Origin of the sequence: Pseudomonas sp. GR 6-02, assembly GCF_001655615.1 — a bacterium.
Taxonomy (GTDB): domain Bacteria; phylum Pseudomonadota; class Gammaproteobacteria; order Pseudomonadales; family Pseudomonadaceae; genus Aquipseudomonas.
In genome coordinates this window covers 261,308-279,361 of the sequence record NZ_CP011567.1, presented here as the reverse complement: position 1 = coordinate 279,361, position 18,054 = coordinate 261,308, and the positions used below count along the sequence as shown (strand labels likewise).

Sequence of the window (18,054 nt, the reverse complement as noted above, 5' to 3'; positions counted from 1 at the left end):
GGGTCGTTTCGTTTGCATAGTGCTGACGCGAAAAGGACCATTCCGTTAATCCTTCACCGACCGCAACGCCCAACGCTGGAGACTCTTCAGTCCCTGTGCAGCAGTTCATTCCGGACCACGCAAAACTGGCGAATTGACAGCATTCCATCTAGTCTCAGCTGTGAGTAGTTCACACACCAAGGCAACATATTTTTATGTGAACAGCCATAAGAGCACTTTGGCATTTGAGGCCATCAGTTAGCCGACAAGATATGGAGTTCGGATAGTGCCAAGAACAAAAAGGAACAAAGAAAAACTATCGATTTACTTGGTAAAAAATGAAAAAGCGTCCGATATGGACTTTGTAAAAATAGAGAGTGCAACTCAGCCAAAATCCGTAACACTCCCATCCGGATCAGCCACCTTATACATAAAAAAAGATATTGATCCTCACCCTCCAAAATGGGCTGAGTTTTTATGCAAGGATCAAGAATTCTCACCAGAAATATTTGGACAGGGGAATACTGTCGGAGCACTATTAGTAGTTAGAGATCATGAGAAAATATTCATCCTCACATTCGGCTCCGGCTATCATTTAATAGTTACAGACAGTATTGAGCGTGATTTCGGCCTAAGAATAACTTTAAATTCAGTAGACCCTGACAAATTAAGAAGCCTTGATAAGTCAAACTACGAGGACAACCCGCTAAATTCTAGAAATCAAAGCCCAAGAAACGTTGGAATATTTGAGCTTGAAATAGACTCCGAAACAGATATGTTATATGCAATAACAGGAGCATCTTCAGTTAACGCCTTTGGAAGCCACGTTACAGGCAGAGACGCTCTTGTAATTTGCCCAGAAGTAACACTAGACACCTTATCAGAGATTCTTCTAGAAAGTTTAGTTCGTTACAACATGAAACTCCCAGACAACTTTGAATGGGTGGACAATATAAACAAGATAAAAGACACCGATACGATTTTGCTTTTGGATATGGAGCTAGATGAAAAGTTACTGAACGATAAGGAGCTTGGTCATTGTTGGTTAGGGGAACCTGAAATAGTAGACTGGGAGATCCAAGCGGGCTACTCATTTGATCAACGCTATAAAACTCCCATCTATCCTACCTTAGAAATCAAAGAGCTGTCTAACTACATAGAAGTTCATAACAACGAAAAATTTTGCACTGAGTCGTTAAAAAAACAGATCATACATGTCAACAACGAAGATCATCGCTCAATTAAATCATGGTCTGCATATCGCTGCCTATATGCAGAACTTGTTTATGGAAATGAGCAGTATATTTTAAGAAATGGAATCTGGTACAAAATTAATCAGGATTTCATACAACGCATAGACACTTACCTCAAAGGCCTTCCTGCTTATGATTTCCCCCTTCCCGTTTACAATCACGACAAGGAAGATGAATATAACAAGTATGTCGTCGCAAATGATGATAGCTTCACTCTTTTCGACAAAAAAGTCATACAGCATGGAGGTCGTCAAGATAAAATAGAATTTTGCGACATCGTACGAAACTTCACCGATCTGATACACGTAAAATACTACAGAAGTTCAAGCACTCTGAGTCATTTATTTTCACAAGGCTGTGTTGCTGCAGAAGCCTTTGTCAGCGACAAGGATTTCCGAAAAAAATTAAATACAAAGCTTCCTGACCCAATGAAAATTATGGACATTGATAGTCGTCCAGAGTCAAAAAAATTTTGTATTGTTTACGCTATAGCTGTAAATCGGGAAATACCTTTAAAGCTACCTTTCTTCTCAAAAGTAACGCTTAAAAACGCCTTCAAGACCTTGAGAGCTTTAGACTTTGAAGTCAAACTTGCAAGAATTGAAGTTGACGATATTCTTGCCGCTAAAAAAACATATCGACCGCAAAAATAATAGACAACTCAGCATCGAACATAACATACAAAAAAACCGCCAATATAGGCGGCTTTTTGTATATGAAACTACTGACCGAATATTACAACTTCGGCCCAGCAGCCTTGATCGCGTCGCTCACGTCGAACTTCTTGAAGTTCTCAACAAACAACCCGGCCAGTGCTTTAGCAGCTTCATCGTAAGCAGCCTTGTCAGCCCAGGTGTTACGTGGGTTCAACAGGCCAGTCTCAACGCCCGGCACAGCCAATGGCACGTCAAGGTTGATGGTGTCCAAGTGCTCAGTCTCGGCACCGATCAACGCGCCGCTCTGGATCGCTGCGATCACGCCGCGGGTGGTCGGGATGTTGAAGCGTTTGCCGACGCCGTAGCCGCCGCCGGTCCAGCCGGTGTTGACCAGGTAGACCTTGGAGCCGAAGCCGCGGATGCGCTTGATCAGCAGTTCTGCGTATTCGCCAGCCGGACGCGGGAAGAACGGTGCGCCGAAGCAGGTGGAGAAGGTCGACTTGATGCCGCTGCCGGAACCCATTTCGGTCGAGCCTACCAGAGCGGTGTAGCCGGACAGGAAGTGGTAGGCCGCTTGTTCTTCATTGAGGATCGACACTGGCGGCAGCACGCCGGTCAGGTCGCAGGTCAGGAAGATCACCGCGTTTGGCTCGCCGCCCAGGTTCTTCTCGGAACGCTTGGCTACGTGCTCCAGCGGGTAGGCGGCGCGGCTGTTCTGGGTCAGGCTGACATCGGTGTAGTCGGCGTGCTTGGCGTCGTCGATAACAACGTTTTCCAGGACTGCGCCGTGTTTGATGGCTTTCCAGATGACCGGCTCGTTCTTCTCGGACAGGTCGATGCACTTGGCATAGCAACCGCCTTCGATGTTGAACACCACGCCTTCGCCCCAGCCGTGTTCGTCGTCACCGATCAGGTAACGGCTTTCGTCGGCGGACAGGGTGGTCTTGCCGGTGCCGGACAGACCGAAGAACAGGGTCACGTCGCCCGCTTCGCCGATGTTGGCGGCGCAGTGCATTGGCAGCACGTCGGCGGCCGGCAGCAGGAAGTTCTGCACCGAGAACATGGCTTTCTTCATTTCACCGGCGTAGCGCATGCCGGCGAGCAGCACTTTTTTCTGCGCGAAGTTGATGATCACGCAACCGTCGGAGTTGGTGCCGTCACGCTCTGGCACGCACTCGAAGTTGGCGACGTTCAGAACTTGCCACTCTTCACGACCGGCCGGGTTGTACTGGGCCGGGTTGATGAACAGGCAACGACCGAACAGGTTCTGCCAGGCAGTCTGGGTAGTCATTTTCACGGCCAGGTAGTGCTCTTCAGCCGAACCTACGTGTACGTGGGAAACGAAATGCTCTTGCGCGTTGTTGAACGCCTCGACGCGAGCCCACAGGGCATCGAACTTGTCGGCCGGGAACTTGCGGTTGATCGGGCCCCAGGCAATAGCGTCCTGGGTGGTCGGCTCTTCAACGATGAAACGATCGACTGGCGAACGGCCGGTACGGTGACCGGTGCGAACAACCAGCGCGCCGGTATCGGCAAGCTCGCCCTCACCGCGATTCAGGGCTTGTTTAACCAGATCATCAACACTCAGATCGGTGTACACGGCGTTATTGGCTTGCGTCATGAGGTTCCCCGTCGGCCAGTGGCCGAGTGCTCCAAACGTTTTGTAGTAGAAAGTCGTGCACTACTACCGCGAAAAAAGTGGGCCGGATTATGCCAGAAAAGCCCAAAAAGTGTAGGGCCCTCCCGTCAGAACGGCGTTATTCCGGCGCAAAGCAGTGAATTTACCTGCGCTGAAGCGTTTTAGTGACGGGTATCTGACGGCGTATCAACCCCTGCTCCGGCGAATAATTGAGTGATATCGGCCGCGTCGAACAGGTAGCGCTCGTTGCAAAACTGGCAATCGACCTCGATGCTGCCGCCATGCTCGACGACCAGCTGCTGCGCATCTTCCAGTCCCAGACTGACCAGCGCATTGCCCGAGCGTTCCCGGGAGCAACTGCAATGGAAGCGCAGTTTCTGCACATCGAACAGACGCACCTGCTCTTCGTGGTAGAGGCGATGGAGCACGGTTTCGTTGTCCAGGCTCAGCAATTCGTCGGCGGTCAGGGTGCTGGCCAGGGCGGTGATGTGCTGCCAACTGGCGGCGCGATCTTCTTCATCTTTCAGACGGTCGGCAGGCAATTGCTGCAACAGCAGGCCACGGGCACGACGGCCGTCGGCGTACAGCTTGAAGCGGGTGCCAACCTGCTGCGACATGACGAAATAGTTGGTGAAGCAATCGGACAGGGTTTCACCGTCGAGATCGACGATACCCTGATAGCGCTGGCCTTGAGTCGGGTCGACAGTCAGCGCCAACACGCCATTGGGCATCAGGTCGGCGAGCGTCGCATCGGGCGCGATCTGCTCGGCGTCGTAGCGGGCCAGGCCGCGAATTTCGCGCTCGCTGGAGCACTCGATCATCAGCATCGGCACCGGGCCTTCGGAACGGGCCTGAAGAATCAGCAAGCCATCGAACTTCAAGGTGCCTACCAGCAACGCTGCAGCCGCCATCAGCTCGCCCAGCAATTGCGCGACCGGCTCCGGATAGGTGTGTTTGGCGAGGACTTCGGCATAGCTACGCTCCAATGCCACCAGTTCGCCGCGGGTGTCGCTGTCATCGAAGATGAAGCGTTGGGTGTAGTCGGTATCCGGTAGATCGGTCATAGGTCTGGGTATCTGAAATGGTGACAAAAAAGGTTACAAAAAATGAAACACGCCGTAGCAGCACTTTTGGGGGTGAGCTTAGCCATAGCGGCATTTTATGAACAATTCGGGGTTGTTCCAAGCAAGGTCAAACCTCGGTTTTCGACGAGCGGTGCTTTCACCTGCGAAATGCGCCGTTGGCGAATATCCCCCATATGGCTGCACAGGCAGGCGATTACAAGTCTGCGCCCGACGGCCGTCACTACTCGTCGTTGCTGCTGCCGCGAAACTTGAACAAATCCCGGCGCTGTTTCTTGCTCGGTTTGCCGTCGGTGCTCACGCCCAACGCCCCGGCCTTGCGCATGGCCGCCGCCGCTTCGCGCTTGGCAACGCTGGCTTCGGTTTCGGCATACAGGGCCTGGGCTTCCGGCGCGCCACGGCGCACGATCGACAACGCCTGGACCACCACCGTGCGCTCCTCGAAGCCGGTGCGAATCTGAAACTCGTCGCCGATCCTCGGCTCCTTGCCTGGCTTGCAGCGCTCGCCCCGGCAATGCACCTTGCCGCTTTCAATCGCGGCCTTGGCCAAGGCACGTGTTTTATAAAAACGCGCAGCCCACAACCATTTATCGAGACGGACCTTGTCGTCCTCTTCGCTTTTTTGTGCCATTGGATGTCCTCATTCTGAAATATCGATGAACTGTACTACCGTTTCTGTCGTGCCATGAATCACAACGCCGTGGATTAGAATGCAGGCATTCCCCCCTGTTTGAGGGATGAAAATCCGGGCCGTAGATATCTGTCGCCTTTTACCCATTATTCTGCGTGAATACCGCGAATTCGGCCGCACACGGCCTGAGCGGTTTTTGCCGGTTGAGCACTTTTGAAGACATTTGACCATTTGACCGTTGTCGGTCTGCGCGAGTGGGTGGCGCTCCCGGATTTGGGAGTCGCGGGCCTTCGGGCAAAAATCGACACCGGCGCCAGTACCTCCAGCCTGCATGCCACCGACATCGAGCCGTTCGAGCGCGACGGCGAACAGTGGGTGCGCTTCACCGCGCACCTGGGCACGGTGGTGCAATTGCGGCACCGGCGCTGCGAAGCACCGCTGGTAACGATGAAAACCATTAAAAGCTCCAATGGCCACGCGCAGATGCGCTATGTGGTCAGTACCACCCTGGCCCTCGGTGATCGGGTCTGGCGGGTCGAGTTCACCCTCGCCTGCCGCAAGTCCATGCGTTATCGCCTGTTACTCGGTTCCAAAGCCCTGATCGACGGCCAGTTGGTGGTCAATCCGGGCATCAAATATGTACAAGACAAGCCGGTGTTCCCGGTATCTACCCTCTCCACAGGTGTTGCATGAAGATCGCTGTGCTGTCGCGGAATCCGCGTCTGTATTCCACCCGTCGTCTGGTCGAAGCCGGTGTAGAGCGTGGCCATGAAATGGTGGTGATCGACACCCTGCGCGCCTACATGAACATTGCCAGCCACAAGCCGCAAATCCACTACCGTGGCAAACCGCTGGAGGGTTTCGATGCGGTGATCCCGCGGATCGGCGCATCGGTCACGTTTTATGGCTGCGCGGTGCTGCGCCAGTTCGAAATGATGGGGGTGTTTCCGCTCAACGAGTCGGTGGCCATCGCCCGTTCCCGAGACAAACTGCGTTCCCTGCAATTGCTGTCGCGCCGGGGGATCGGTTTGCCGGTCACCGGTTTTGCGCACTCCCCGGATGACATTCCCGACTTGATCGAGATGGTCAACGGCGCACCGCTGGTGATCAAAGTGCTGGAAGGCACCCAGGGCATCGGCGTGGTGCTGTGCGAAACGGCCACGGCGGCGGAGTCGGTGATCGAGGCCTTCATGGGCCTGAAGCAGAACATCATGGTTCAGGAGTACATCAAGGAAGCCGGCGGCGCGGACATTCGCTGTTTCGTGGTCGGTGACAAGGTGATCGCGGCGATGAAGCGCCAGGCCAAGCCGGGGGAGTTTCGCTCCAACCTGCATCGCGGTGGTAGCGCGAGCCTGATCAAGATTACCCCGGAAGAACGCATGACCGCGTTGCGTGCAGCGAAGGTCATGGGTTTGGCAGTGGCGGGTGTGGATATCCTGCGTTCCAATCACGGCCCGTTGGTGATGGAAGTGAACTCGTCGCCGGGTCTGGAAGGGATTGAAACCACCACCGGGAAGAACGTGGCGGGGATCATCATCGAGCATCTGGAGAAGAATGGCGGGCCAAATATGACGCGGACCAAAGGTAAAGGGTGAAGCTTACTCAGGCCCTGCGGCGAGGGAGCTTGCTCCCGCTGAACCGGGCTGGTGGTCCAGGCCGAAGGACTCCCGAAACCGGCAACCGTGTTTTTTCATTGAAATACGGTTGCCTGATTTCACGGTCGCTGCGCAACCGAGCGGGAGCAAGCTCCCTCGCCACAGAGGTTGTGTACGACGCTTAAACCGCATCCCGCGGCAACATCAACCCAAGTGGCAACCGAACCCGCGCTTCCAGCCCACCACCGGAGCGGTTGCGCAGCTCGACATTCCCGCCATGCATCGAGGCGATCCGTTTCACGATCGCCAGCCCCAACCCCGTCCCCTTTCCGCCCCGGGCCCGATCGCCACGGGTGAACGGGTTGAGAATCGCTTCCAGCTCCGACGGATCAATCCCCGCGCCACGGTCCATGACACTCAGCACCACATACGGCGCGCTGGTATCCCCGGACACATAAGCCGCCACTTCCACTCCACTGCCAGCGTGATGCAGCGCATTGCCGATCAGGTTGTTCAGCAGCCGCTTCATCGACACCCGACGCAACGGGAACGGCTGGATCGGCTCCAGGCGCAAGTGCACTTTTTCTTCGTTCTGGTTGTACGGTGCGGCGACTTCGCGAACCAGATCGCTCAGGTCCACTTCTTCCACCAACTCGTCACGACCGTCGCGAATGAAGGCCAGGAACTGGTCAAGAATCGCGTCCATGTCTTCGATGTCGCGGATCATGTCGTCCGTCAGGTCGCTGTGATCGCCCATCAGTTCCAGGGACAGCCGCAAACGGGTCAGCGGCGTGCGCAGGTCGTGAGACACCCCGGCCAGCATCAGCTCGCGCTCACGCCCCGCCTGTTCGACGTCTTCGGCCATCTGATTGAAGGCGCGATAGACCTCGGTCATTTCACTCGGCGTGTCGCTGATCGGCAGACGCACGCTGCGGCCCTGACCGAGTTGCCGCGCGGCATAGACCAGACGTTTCAACGGTTGATTGAGCTGGCTGACGAAAATCCACGCCGAAGCGGTCGACAACAAGCCGATGGCGAGGAACCAGCCGAGCACGTTCCAGATTTTCTGGCCGCGCAACGGATGCGGATACAGCGGCACTTTCAGCCAGCCATCGCCCAGGCTGGGCGCCCGGACCCACAGCGCCGGTGGCGAGTGCATGCGTAATCGTACTTCGGTGTCGGCACCCAGTTCGGCCTGCATCTGTCGCTGGTAGATCTCGCTGTACGGCCAGTGCTGCTCGCCTTCGGGCACACCGGCCCCTACCACCCGGATCAGGGTCGCGGCATCGGCAATCTTCGCGCGGTTCTCCTCATCGGCGGCCCAATAGGCGCGCAGCGTCAGGGCGACGCCGTGGCTGTATTGGCGATCCACCAGCACGTCTTCGTTCATCAACAGATAAACCAGGGTCAGCGCCTTGGAGAACAGGACGACGATCAGCACCAGCCACAGGGTGCGGGAGAAGAAGCTCTGGGGGAACCAAACAGGGGTTTTCATGGGTAACCGCTACACACTTGCAGGAGCGAGCGATGCTCGCATATTGCGGATCGCGAGTCTGCGGGAAAGGTCATCCGACCCGTTGCCCGCAGGACCCGCTCCTACAAATCACCGATCACTTCGTGGCGGCGCCATCCGGAACGAACACGTAGCCCACGCCCCAGACGGTCTGGATGTAGCGCGGTTTGGACGGATCGGGCTCGATCATCCGGCGCAGACGGGATATCTGCACGTCGATGGAACGCTCCAGGGCATCCCACTCGCGGCCACGGGCCAGGTTCATCAGCTTGTCGCGGGTCAGCGGTTGACGGGCGTTCATGACCAGCGCCTTGAGCACCGCGAACTCACCGGTGGTGAGCATGTGCACTTTGTCGCCACGCTTGAGTTCGCGGGTGGCCAGGGACAGCTCGTAGTCACCGAAGGTCACGCTTTCGTCTTCGCTGCCCGGCGCACCCGGCACCGGTGCTGCCTGGCGCCGCAGCACCGCTTTGACCCGGGCCATCAGCTCGTCCGGGTTGAACGGCTTGGCCAGGTAATCGTCGGCGCCCAGCTCCAGGCCCTTGATGCGGCTCAGCTCGTCGCCCTTGGCGGTGAGCATGATGATTGGAATCTGATTGTTCGCCGTGCGCAGGCGGCGGCAGGCGGTCAGGCCGTCTTCGCCGGGCAGCATCAGGTCGAGGACGACCAGGTTGAACACTTCACGCGCCAGCAGGCGGTCCATTTGCTCGGTGTTCGGGACGGCGCGGGCACGGTAGCCCTTGCTGACGAAAAAGCGTTCCAGCAGGCTGCTCAGCCCTGGATCGTCGTCAACGATAAGAATTTTTTCGCCTTCAGCAGTTTGTGCAGTGCTGCTCATTGGATGCTCCTTTGATCTCGGCGCGCATTATGGCGTAGCTGCCGTTATACGCACCGTGTGCATTGTTAGCAGATTTTTCCTTCACCGCCAGAAAACCAGTCTTTTCGCCTACAGCCTGCAATGCCCCCGAATGACAGAACGCTGGTTATAATGCGCGGCCTTTTGTGTCAGGCAACGTCTGATCGTTATTGCCGGTAACCACTTTTTATTTTCATGGCGCTGGCAGTAATTGTTCGATTTCACGGGTCAACGGCAATGCCTGTTGATCCAGGTAGCGGCGCTCGCCAGGCCGCTCAACCAGACTCGCGAAGGCCCTATTTCCGCGCCTGCGAGCCTGCTTTCACAATTTGTCAGGTGGTTTTATGGACAGCATCAACAGCCGCATCGCCGAGGAACTCGGCGTCCGCCCACAACAGGTCGAAGCGGCCGTCGCGCTACTCGATGAAGGCTCCACGGTGCCCTTCATCGCCCGCTACCGGAAAGAAGTGACCGGCAGCCTCGATGACACGCAACTGCGTCATCTGGAAGAGCGTCTGCGCTACCTGCGAGAACTCGACGAACGGCGTATCAGCATCCTCGCCAGCATCGAGGAGCAAGGCAAGCTGACCCCTGCACTTGAGCGCGACATCAAGCTCGCCGACACCAAGACCCGCCTCGAAGACTTGTACCTGCCGTACAAGCAGAAGCGCCGCACCAAGGGCCAGATCGCCCTGGAAGCCGGCCTCGGCGAACTGGCCGACGGCCTGTTCAACGATCCAACCCTGAACCCGGAAACCGAAGCGGCGCGCTTCATCGACGCCGAAAAAGGCGTGGCCGATGTGAAGGCCGCCCTCGAAGGCGCCAAGTACATCCTCATGGAGCGCTTCGCCGAAGACGCCGGTCTGCTGGACAAGCTGCGCAATTACCTCAAGCAGGAAGCCACCCTCAGTGCCCGCGTGATCGCCGGCAAGGAAGAGGAAGGCGCCAAGTTCCGCGACTACTTCGAACACGACGAACCGCTGAAAAGCATGCCGTCCCACCGCGCACTGGCGATTTTCCGTGGCCGCAACGAAGGCATTCTCAGCTCCGCGCTGAAAGTCGGTGACGAACTGCCGGGCACCATGCACCCGTGCGAAGGCATGATCGGCCAGCAATTCGGCATCCAGAACCAGAACCGCGCCGCCGACAAATGGCTGGGCGAAGTGGTGCGCTGGACCTGGAAGGTCAAGCTCTACACCCACCTGGAAACCGATCTGCTGGGCGAGCTGCGCGACGGCGCGGAAACCGAAGCGATCAACGTGTTCGCCCACAACCTGCACGACCTGCTGCTGGCCGCGCCGGCCGGCCCGCGTGCCACCCTGGGCCTCGATCCGGGCCTGCGCACCGGCTGCAAGGTCGCCGTGGTCGACGCCACCGGCAAGCTGCTGGACCACGCCACGGTTTACCCGCACGTGCCGCACAACAAGTGGGACCAGACCCTCGCCGTGCTCGCCGCCCTGTGCGCCAAGCATTCGGTGGACCTGATCGCCATCGGCAACGGCACCGCCAGCCGCGAAACCGACAAGCTGGCGGCTGAACTGATCAAAAAATACCCAGCCATGAAGATGACCAAAGTCATGGTCTCCGAGGCCGGTGCATCGGTGTACTCGGCTTCGGAACTGGCTTCCAAGGAATTCCCGGACCTGGACGTGTCGATCCGTGGCGCGGTGTCCATCGCTCGTCGCTTGCAGGACCCGCTGGCCGAGCTGGTGAAAATCGATCCGAAATCCATCGGCGTTGGCCAATACCAGCACGACGTGTCGCAGCTGAAACTGGCGCGCGGCCTGGACGCAGTGGTCGAAGATTGCGTGAACGCCGTGGGCGTGGACGTGAATACTGCATCCGTGGCGCTGCTGGCGCGCATCTCCGGCCTCAACGCGACCCTGGCGCAGAACATCGTTGCCCACCGCGACGAGCACGGTGCGTTCAAAACCCGTGCGGCATTGAAGAAAGTCGCCCGACTGGGTGAAAAAACCTTCGAACAGGCCGCCGGCTTCCTGCGCGTAATGAATGGCGACAACCCGCTGGATTCGTCGGCGGTTCACCCGGAAGCCTACCCGCTGGTGCAGCGCATTGCCGCTGAAACCGACCGCGACATTCGCTCGCTGATCGGCGACGCCGCGTTCCTCAAGCGCCTGGACCCGAAGAAGTACACCGACGAAACGTTCGGCCTGCCGACGGTCACCGACATTCTGCAAGAGCTGGAAAAACCTGGCCGCGACCCGCGTCCCGAGTTCAAGACCGCCGAGTTCCAGGACGGCGTCGAAGACCTCAAGGACCTGCAACTGGGCATGATCCTCGAAGGCGTGGTCACCAACGTGACCAACTTCGGTGCCTTCGTCGACATCGGCGTGCATCAGGACGGTCTGGTGCACATTTCCGCGCTGTCGGAGAAGTTCATCAAGGATCCACGCGAAGCGGTGAAGGCCGGTGATGTGGTCAAGGTGAAGGTCATGGAAGTCGATATCCCGCGCAAACGCGTCGGCCTGTCGATGCGCATGAGCGACACCCCGGGCGAGAAGATCGACGGTGCCCGTGGTGCACGTCCGGGGTCGGCTCCGCGCCAATCCCAGAACACCGCGCCGCGCAAGGAAACCCCGGCAGCGGCTCCGACCAACAACGCCATGGCGTCGCTGTTCGCCAACGCCAAGCAGTTGAAGAAACGCTGATGGAGATCCCGGCCGGCTTGACCGAAAGCGCATTTTTCAAGCTGCTGGGGTGTCGCTTGCACAGCCTGGACACCGGGGTGGCGCAAGTTGCCCTGGCGCTGGAGCCACAGTTGCGCAATCGCGGCGGCAAGCTGCACGGCGGGGCTTTGTTCAGTCTGGTGGACATTGCCATGGGGCTGGCCTGCTCCAGCACCCACGGCTTTGACCAGCAAAGCGCGACCATCGAGTGCAAGATCAACTACATCCGCGCCGTCGCCGACGGTGAAGTGATGTGCACGGCCAGGGTGATCCACCCGGGCCGTCGCACGCTTGTCGTCGAGGCCGATGTGATGCAAGGCGACAAACTGGTCGCAAAAGCACAAGGCACGTTCGCTGTCCTGTAGCCCCCAATCATCAATTTGAGTTAATTTCGGCGCTGTGACTACAGCGTCGGAGTTTCCTTCGCTCGTGTCTGCCAGATTCAAGGATTGAAGTTGGCCTTTCAATACGGGCCTGTATGGCTCAAGAACCAGGCGAAAACGCCAGTTTCAACTTCACCCTTGTAGACCGTCTTGCCCACCCCCATATTGGGGCGACTGACGCGTGAAGGAATCCAACTTGAGCGAACTTCTCAACCGCCGCCTGGCTCTGCTCGGCGAGCGCGCTAACCTCTCTCTGCTCGAACAGTGCCTTCACGGCATCGAACGTGAATGCCTGCGCGTGACAGGCGAAGGGCGCCTGGCACAAACGCCGCACCCCGAAGCATTGGGTTCCGCGCTGACCAACGAACAAATCACCACTGACTACTCCGAGTCGCTGCTGGAGTTCATCACGCCGGCCCTGCCAGACCCGGCGGATACGCTGGCGAGCCTGGACAAGATTCACCGGTTTGCCTACAGCAAACTCGGCGACGAGTACCTGTGGAGTCCATCGATGCCGTGCCCGTTGCCGGCCGAGGAAGACATCCCGATCGCCTATTACGGCACCTCCAACATCGGTCAGCTCAAGTACGTCTATCGCAAGGGCCTGGCCCTGCGTTACGGCAAGACGATGCAGTGCATCGCCGGGATCCACTACAACTTTTCCCTGCCGGAAAAGCTCTGGCCGCTGCTTAAAGAGGCCGAAGGCTTTGTCGGCACCGACCGCGATTATCAGTCGTCAGCCTACATCGCGCTGATCCGCAACTTCCGTCGCTACAGCTGGCTGCTGATGTACCTGTTCGGCGCCTCGCCGGCGCTGGACGCCGGTTTCCTGCGCGGTCGCTCGCATCAGCTGGAACAACTGGATCCGGACACCTTGTACCTGCCGTACGCCACCAGCCTGCGCATGAGCGATCTGGGTTACCAGAGCAACGCCCAGGCCGGCCTGACGCCGTGCTACAACGACCTGACCAGCTACACCGACAGCCTGCGCAAAGCGGTGGCTACGCCGTATCCAGCGTACGTCGAGGTGGGTACGCACAAGGACGGTGAGTGGGTTCAGCTCAACACCAACATCCTGCAGATCGAAAACGAGTACTACTCCAACATCCGCCCCAAGCGTGTGACCTACACCGGCGAACGGCCGATTCAGGCGCTGGTGGCCCGTGGCATCCAGTACGTCGAAGTCCGCTGCCTGGACATCAACCCGTTCCTGCCGATGGGCATCGACCTCACCGAATCACGGTTCCTCGACGCATTCCTGCTGTACTGCGCGCTGAACGACAGCCCGCTGTTGACCAGTACCAGCTGCGGTAACGCAACGTCAAACTTCCTCAGCGTGGTCAAGGAAGGTCGTCGTCCGGGCCTGCAACTGCAACGCGACGGGCAAGCGGTGGACATGAAGGAATGGGCCGGCGAATTGCTGGAGAAGATTGCACCATTGGCGGCGCTGCTGGATCAGAGCCATGGCGGCGATGCCCACAGCAAGGCGCTGGACGCCCAAATGGCCAAGGTCCAGGACTCGTCCCTGACGCCATCGGCCCAGGTGCTGGCAGCGATGGCCGAGCACAAGGAAAGCTTCGCCCAGTTCTCCTTGCGCCAAAGCCAGGCGCATGCGGAGTTTTTCCGCAGCGAGCCGCTTTCAGGCGAAGAACAGGCCAGGTTTGAAGAGTTGGCGCGTTCGTCGTTGGCTCAACAGGCTGAACTTGAACAGAACGAAGTCGGCGATTTCGATGTGTTTGTCGGGTCGTATCAGGCGAGCATTCTGGCGATCAGCAACTAAACTGCCAGAGCAGGTCCCCCTGTGGCGAGGGGGCTTGCCCCCGTTGGACTGCACAGCAGTCCCAAAAACGACACGCGCAATATTTCGGATAAATCGAGTCGCCTGCATCACGACTGTGCGCAGCCGAACGGGGCAGTGGCGGCGTTCCGACAAGCCCCCTCGCCACAACAGTCTCCCTTAGAATTTTCCGCTCATATGCTAATTCTAAAAAGTTATTTATTTTAAGTTTCTTATATCATTTAGTCTCTTTTTCACGCCGACTCCCGGTCGTCTGAAAAGGAGCTTCCCCATGAAACTGATTTCCCCCCTTCGCCTCCTGGTGGCCGCGTCGCTGGCTGCGGCAAGTTTCCTGGCTCAGGCGGCAGATGTGACCGTCGCCTACCAGACCACCGTTGACCCGGCCAAAGTCGCCCAAGCCGACGGCGCCTACGAAAAAGCCACCAAAGCCAGTATCGACTGGCGAAAATTCGATAGCGGCGCCGACATCATCGCCGCCATCGCTTCCGGCGATGTGCAGATCGGCTATCTCGGCTCCAGCCCCCTGACGGCGGCAATCACCCGCAAAGTCCCGGTGGAAACCTTCCTCATCGCCACCCAGATCGGCGCCGCCGAAGCCTTGGTCGCGCGCGACGGGTCCGGGATCAAGACCCCACAAGACCTGATCGGCAAAAAAGTCGCCGTACCGTTCGTCTCCACCGGCCACTACAGCCTGCTTGCAGCGCTGAAACACTGGAACATCGACCCGTCGAAAGTCACCGTGCTCAACCTCGCGCCGCCAGCGATCATCGCGGCATGGAAACGCGGTGACATCGACGCCACCTACGTGTGGGACCCGGCGCTCGGTGTGGCCAAGGAAAACGGCAAAGTGCTGATCACTTCCGGCGAACTGGCCAAGTTCGGCGCGCCGACCTTCGATGCCTGGATCGTGCGCAAGGACTTCGCCGAGAAGCATCCGGAGATCGTCACCGCATTCGCCAAAGTGACCCTCGATGCCTACGCCGACTACCGCAAGGATCCGCAAGCCTGGCTGGCCAACCAAAGCAACGTCGACAAACTGGTGAAACTCTCCGGTGCCAAGGCCAGCGATATTCCGCTGCTGCTGCAAGGCAACGTGTATCCGCTGGCGGCTGATCAGGTGATCACCCTCGGCGCGCCGACCACCAAGGCCATTACCGACACTGCGGCGTTCCTCAAGGAGCAGGGCAAGGTCGAGGCTGTGCTGCCGGACTACGCGCCGTACGTCAGCGCCAAGTACATCACCAACTGATCGGGAGTTAACCGCGATGGCTTTGCTACAGCTGGAGCGCATCAGCGCACAGTACCCCGGTGCAGCGGAACCTGTGCTGGCGGATATTTCCCTGAGCCTTGGGCCCCGGCAGTTGCTGGTCGCCCTCGGCCCTTCCGGCAGTGGCAAGACTTCGCTGTTGAACCTGATTGCCGGTTTCGTCGAGCCCAGCGCCGGGCGCATCACCCTTGACGGCGTGCCGGTCAAAGGCCCGAGCGCCGAGCGCGGCGTGGTGTTTCAGGACGACGCCCTGCTGCCTTGGCAGGACGTGCTGGCCAACGTCGGCTTCGGCCTGGAACTGGCCGGCGCCGCGCGGGAAAAACGTGAACAGCGCGCCCGGGAAATGCTCGCGCTGGTAGACCTTTCCGGTTTCGAAAACCGCCGCATCTGGCAACTCTCGGGCGGGCAGAAACAACGTGTCGGCCTGGCCCGCGCCCTCGCCGCCGACCCTCGGGTGTTGCTGATGGACGAACCCTTCGGCGCCCTGGATGCCTTCACCCGCGAACAGATGCAGGAGCTGCTGCTGCAAGTCTGGCAACGCACCGCCAAACCGGTGTTCCTGATTACCCACGATATTGAAGAAGCGGTGTTCCTCGCCACCGACCTGATTCTGCTGGCGCCGAATCCCGGGCAAATCGTCGAGCGCCTGAGCCTGGATTTTGGCCAACGTTACGCCGCAGGTGAATCGGCGCGCTCGATCAAGTCCGACCCGCGTTTTATCGAAACCCGCGAACACGTGCTCGCCAAAGTGTTCTCCCAACGCAGTGCCGTCCAGCGGCAGGAGCACGCATGAGCAGCTATGGAATTCCCGCCGCAACGGTAAAACCCGGTTCAAAGGTGAAGGGCTCGGCGGTGATCGCGCTACGCCGCCGTATCAGCACCCGCTGGATCAGCGTGCTGACACTGATCGCGCTGTTGGCGATCTGGTGGGCCGTCACCGCCACCGGTTTGATCGAACCACTGTTCCTGCCGCCCCCCTCCGCCGTGCTGCAAAAAGGCTGGTTGCTGGTGACCAGCGGTTACATGGATTCGACCTTGTGGCAGCACTTGGGCGCGAGCCTCAGCCGCATCGGTTTGGGCCTGGGCTTCGCGGTGCTGACCGCGGTGCCGATCGGCATTGCCATCGGCCACAACCGCATTGCTCGCGGCATTCTCGATCCGCTGATCGAGTTTTACCGCCCGATTCCGCCCCTGGCCTATTTGCCGCTGATCGTGATCTGGTGCGGCATCGGTGAGCTGTCGAAAGTGTTGCTGATCTACCTGGCGATCTTCGCCCCGATAGCCATCGCCACCGCCACCGGCGTGCGCACCGTCGACCCGGCGAAATTGCGCGCTGCACAGTCGTTGGGTGCGACTCGGGCGCAGTTGATTCGCCATGTGATTCTGCCCAGTGCCTTGCCGGACATTTTGACCGGCGTGCGCATTGGCTTGGGGGTGGGTTGGTCGACACTGGTGGCTGCCGAGTTGATCGCCGCCACCAGCGGTTTGGGCTTCATGGTGCAGTCGGCGGCGCAGTTCCTGGTCACCGATGTGGTGGTGCTGGGGATTCTGGTGATCGCGCTGATCGCCTTCGCCATGGAGATGGGCCTGCGCGCCCTGCAGCGCAAACTGGTGCCGTGGCATGGCCAGGCTCACTGAATATTCATGTGGGAGCGACCTGTGGCGAGGGGGCTTGCCCCCGTTGGGTCGCGAAGCGGCCCCAAAATTTCTGATGTACCAAAGATCTTGTGAGTGCTACGCACTCAAACGGGGGCAAGCCCCCTCGCCACAGATCGCTCCCACAAACAGCTCGACGCCCCGGACTGAAGAGAAAGACCATGAGTAACCTGACAATCGTCCCTTTAAGCTGCGCCCTCGGCGCGCAAATCAGCGGCGTCGACATCAGCCAGCCGCTGAACGTGGGGCAACGCGACGTCATCGAACAGGCGCTGCTCAAGTATCAGGTGCTGTTCTTCCGTAACCAGCCGATCGAGCCACAGCAACAGGCGCGATTCGCCGCCTATTTCGGCGACCTGCATATCCATCCGATCTACCCGAATGTGCCGGAGCAACCCGAAGTGCTGATCCTCGACACCGCCGTCACCGACGTGCGAGATAACGCGATCTGGCACACCGATGTGACGTTCCTGCCGACCCCGGCGATGGGCGCGGTGCTCAGCGCCAAGTTGCTGCCGGAGTTTGGCGGCGACACCCTGTGGGCCAGCGGCATTGCGGCGTATGAAGCGTTGTCCGCGCCGATGAAAACCTTGCTCGAGGGGCTGACCGCCACTCACGATTTCACCCGCTCGTTTCCACTGGAGCGCTATGGCAACACGCCGGAGGCGCTGGCCCAGTGGGAAGAAGCCCGGCGCAAGAACCCGCCACTGTCACACCCGGTGATTCGTACGCATCCGGTGAGCGGGCGCCGGTCGTTATTCGTCAATGAGGGCTTCACATCGAAGATCAATGAGCTGTCGGAAACCGAGAGCGAAGCAGTTCTGAAGTTCTTGTTCGCCCACACCACACGGCCGGACTTCACCATTCGCTGGCGCTGGCAAAAAGACGACATCGCGTTTTGGGATAACCGCGTGACCCAGCATTACGCGGTGGATGATTACCGCCCGGCACGGCGGGTGATGCAGCGGGCGACGGTGTTGGGGGATGTGCCGTTTTTCCGCTGAGCCGATCGTTCCTACGCTCTGCGTGGGAATGCCTCAACGGACGCTCTGCGTTCGG

Annotated in this window: 15 protein-coding genes; 10 read left to right on the top strand and 5 right to left on the bottom strand. The window is 58.8% G+C overall.

Annotated features, from left to right (window positions below; translation table 11 throughout):
- Positions 1–265: 265 nt before the first annotated feature.
- The gene (locus PGR6_RS01185) at positions 266–1,885 is read left to right on the top strand and encodes a TIGR04141 family sporadically distributed protein (RefSeq protein WP_082920811.1); all 1,620 of its coding nucleotides are present in this window, start codon (positions 266–268) and stop codon (positions 1,883–1,885) included.
- 82 nt (positions 1,886–1,967) lie between these two features.
- Here PGR6_RS01185 and PGR6_RS01180 read toward each other — a convergent pair whose 3' ends face one another.
- The 3 genes from PGR6_RS01180 to PGR6_RS01170 form a co-directional block, all read right to left on the bottom strand.
- Positions 1,968–3,509: a phosphoenolpyruvate carboxykinase gene (locus tag PGR6_RS01180; protein ID WP_018929314.1), complete on the bottom strand. Its 1,542-nt coding sequence runs from the start codon at positions 3,507–3,509 to the stop codon at positions 1,968–1,970.
- Positions 3,510–3,688: 179 nt separating this feature from the next.
- On the bottom strand, positions 3,689–4,591 hold the full coding sequence (gene hslO, locus PGR6_RS01175; RefSeq protein ID WP_018929315.1) for an Hsp33 family molecular chaperone HslO: 903 nt from the start codon (positions 4,589–4,591) through the stop codon (positions 3,689–3,691).
- Positions 4,592–4,832: 241 nt separating this feature from the next.
- Positions 4,833–5,240 (bottom strand): RNA-binding S4 domain-containing protein, encoded by a 408-nt coding sequence (locus PGR6_RS01170; protein ID WP_064615830.1) that lies wholly within the window; start codon positions 5,238–5,240, stop codon positions 4,833–4,835.
- A gap of 213 nt (positions 5,241–5,453) precedes the next feature.
- Between PGR6_RS01170 and rimB the strand changes: the two genes are divergently transcribed.
- Both rimB and rimK read left to right on the top strand, forming a co-directional pair.
- Positions 5,454–5,933: a retropepsin-like aspartic endopeptidase RimB gene (rimB, locus tag PGR6_RS01165; RefSeq protein ID WP_018929317.1), complete on the top strand. Its 480-nt coding sequence runs from the start codon at positions 5,454–5,456 to the stop codon at positions 5,931–5,933.
- Positions 5,930–6,835, top strand: a complete 906-nt coding sequence (gene rimK / locus PGR6_RS01160; RefSeq protein ID WP_018929318.1) for a 30S ribosomal protein S6--L-glutamate ligase — start codon at positions 5,930–5,932, stop codon at positions 6,833–6,835. Before rimB ends, rimK begins: the two co-directional genes overlap by 4 nt.
- A 181-nt stretch (positions 6,836–7,016) precedes the next feature.
- Here the strand turns inward: rimK and PGR6_RS01155 are convergent, their stop codons facing one another.
- Positions 7,017–8,330 carry an ATP-binding protein gene (locus PGR6_RS01155; protein ID WP_064615828.1) on the bottom strand — a complete coding sequence of 438 codons (1,314 nt, stop codon included), beginning with the start codon at positions 8,328–8,330 and terminating at the stop codon, positions 7,017–7,019.
- A gap of 115 nt (positions 8,331–8,445) precedes the next feature.
- Positions 8,446–9,186, bottom strand: a complete 741-nt coding sequence (gene ompR, locus PGR6_RS01150) for an osmolarity response regulator transcription factor OmpR (protein ID WP_007939544.1) — start codon at positions 9,184–9,186, stop codon at positions 8,446–8,448.
- Between the two features lie 362 nt (positions 9,187–9,548).
- Between ompR and PGR6_RS01145 the strand changes: the two genes are divergently transcribed.
- The 7 genes from PGR6_RS01145 (at position 9,549) to tauD (ending at position 17,999) form a co-directional block, all read left to right on the top strand.
- Positions 9,549–11,873: a Tex family protein gene (locus tag PGR6_RS01145; protein WP_018929319.1), complete on the top strand. Its 2,325-nt coding sequence runs from the start codon at positions 9,549–9,551 to the stop codon at positions 11,871–11,873.
- On the top strand, positions 11,873–12,256 hold the full coding sequence (locus tag PGR6_RS01140) for a PaaI family thioesterase (RefSeq protein ID WP_018929320.1): 384 nt from the start codon (positions 11,873–11,875) through the stop codon (positions 12,254–12,256). The genes PGR6_RS01145 and PGR6_RS01140 overlap by 1 nt, the downstream gene beginning before the upstream one ends.
- Before the next feature lie 214 nt (positions 12,257–12,470).
- Entirely contained in the window at positions 12,471–14,054 is a 1,584-nt protein-coding gene (gene gshA, locus PGR6_RS01135; RefSeq protein ID WP_064615825.1) for a glutamate--cysteine ligase, read from the top strand.
- Positions 14,055–14,343: 289 nt separating this feature from the next.
- The gene (tauA, locus tag PGR6_RS01130; RefSeq protein WP_018929322.1) at positions 14,344–15,321 is read left to right on the top strand and encodes a taurine ABC transporter substrate-binding protein; all 978 of its coding nucleotides are present in this window, start codon (positions 14,344–14,346) and stop codon (positions 15,319–15,321) included.
- Between the two features lie 16 nt (positions 15,322–15,337).
- Positions 15,338–16,132 (top strand): taurine ABC transporter ATP-binding subunit, encoded by a 795-nt coding sequence (gene tauB / locus PGR6_RS01125; RefSeq protein ID WP_018929323.1) that lies wholly within the window; start codon positions 15,338–15,340, stop codon positions 16,130–16,132.
- Entirely contained in the window at positions 16,129–16,977 is an 849-nt protein-coding gene (tauC, locus tag PGR6_RS01120; protein WP_018929324.1) for a taurine ABC transporter permease TauC, read from the top strand. The genes tauB and tauC overlap by 4 nt, the downstream gene beginning before the upstream one ends.
- A 179-nt stretch (positions 16,978–17,156) precedes the next feature.
- Complete coding sequence (gene tauD / locus PGR6_RS01115) at positions 17,157–17,999, top strand: taurine dioxygenase (RefSeq protein WP_064615823.1); 843 nt, start codon at positions 17,157–17,159, stop codon at positions 17,997–17,999.
- Positions 18,000–18,054: the final 55 nt, after the last annotated feature.

Excerpts from the sequence above, each read along its gene's own strand:
- PGR6_RS01180 (WP_018929314.1), bottom strand. The coding sequence starts at position 3,509 with ATGACGCAAGCCAATAACGCCGTGTACACCGATCTGAGTGTTGATGAT.
- hslO (WP_018929315.1), bottom strand. The coding sequence starts at position 4,591 with ATGACCGATCTACCGGATACCGACTACACCCAACGCTTCATCTTCGAT.
- PGR6_RS01170 (WP_064615830.1), bottom strand. The coding sequence starts at position 5,240 with ATGGCACAAAAAAGCGAAGAGGACGACAAGGTCCGTCTCGATAAATGG.
- rimK (WP_018929318.1), top strand. The coding sequence starts at position 5,930 with ATGAAGATCGCTGTGCTGTCGCGGAATCCGCGTCTGTATTCCACCCGT.
- PGR6_RS01155 (WP_064615828.1), bottom strand. The coding sequence starts at position 8,330 with ATGAAAACCCCTGTTTGGTTCCCCCAGAGCTTCTTCTCCCGCACCCTG.
- ompR (WP_007939544.1), bottom strand. The coding sequence starts at position 9,186 with ATGAGCAGCACTGCACAAACTGCTGAAGGCGAAAAAATTCTTATCGTT.
- PGR6_RS01145 (WP_018929319.1), top strand. The coding sequence starts at position 9,549 with ATGGACAGCATCAACAGCCGCATCGCCGAGGAACTCGGCGTCCGCCCA.
- PGR6_RS01140 (WP_018929320.1), top strand. The coding sequence starts at position 11,873 with ATGGAGATCCCGGCCGGCTTGACCGAAAGCGCATTTTTCAAGCTGCTG.
- tauA (WP_018929322.1), top strand. The coding sequence starts at position 14,344 with ATGAAACTGATTTCCCCCCTTCGCCTCCTGGTGGCCGCGTCGCTGGCT.
- tauB (WP_018929323.1), top strand. The coding sequence starts at position 15,338 with ATGGCTTTGCTACAGCTGGAGCGCATCAGCGCACAGTACCCCGGTGCA.
- tauC (WP_018929324.1), top strand. The coding sequence starts at position 16,129 with ATGAGCAGCTATGGAATTCCCGCCGCAACGGTAAAACCCGGTTCAAAG.
- tauD (WP_064615823.1), top strand. The coding sequence starts at position 17,157 with ATGAGTAACCTGACAATCGTCCCTTTAAGCTGCGCCCTCGGCGCGCAA.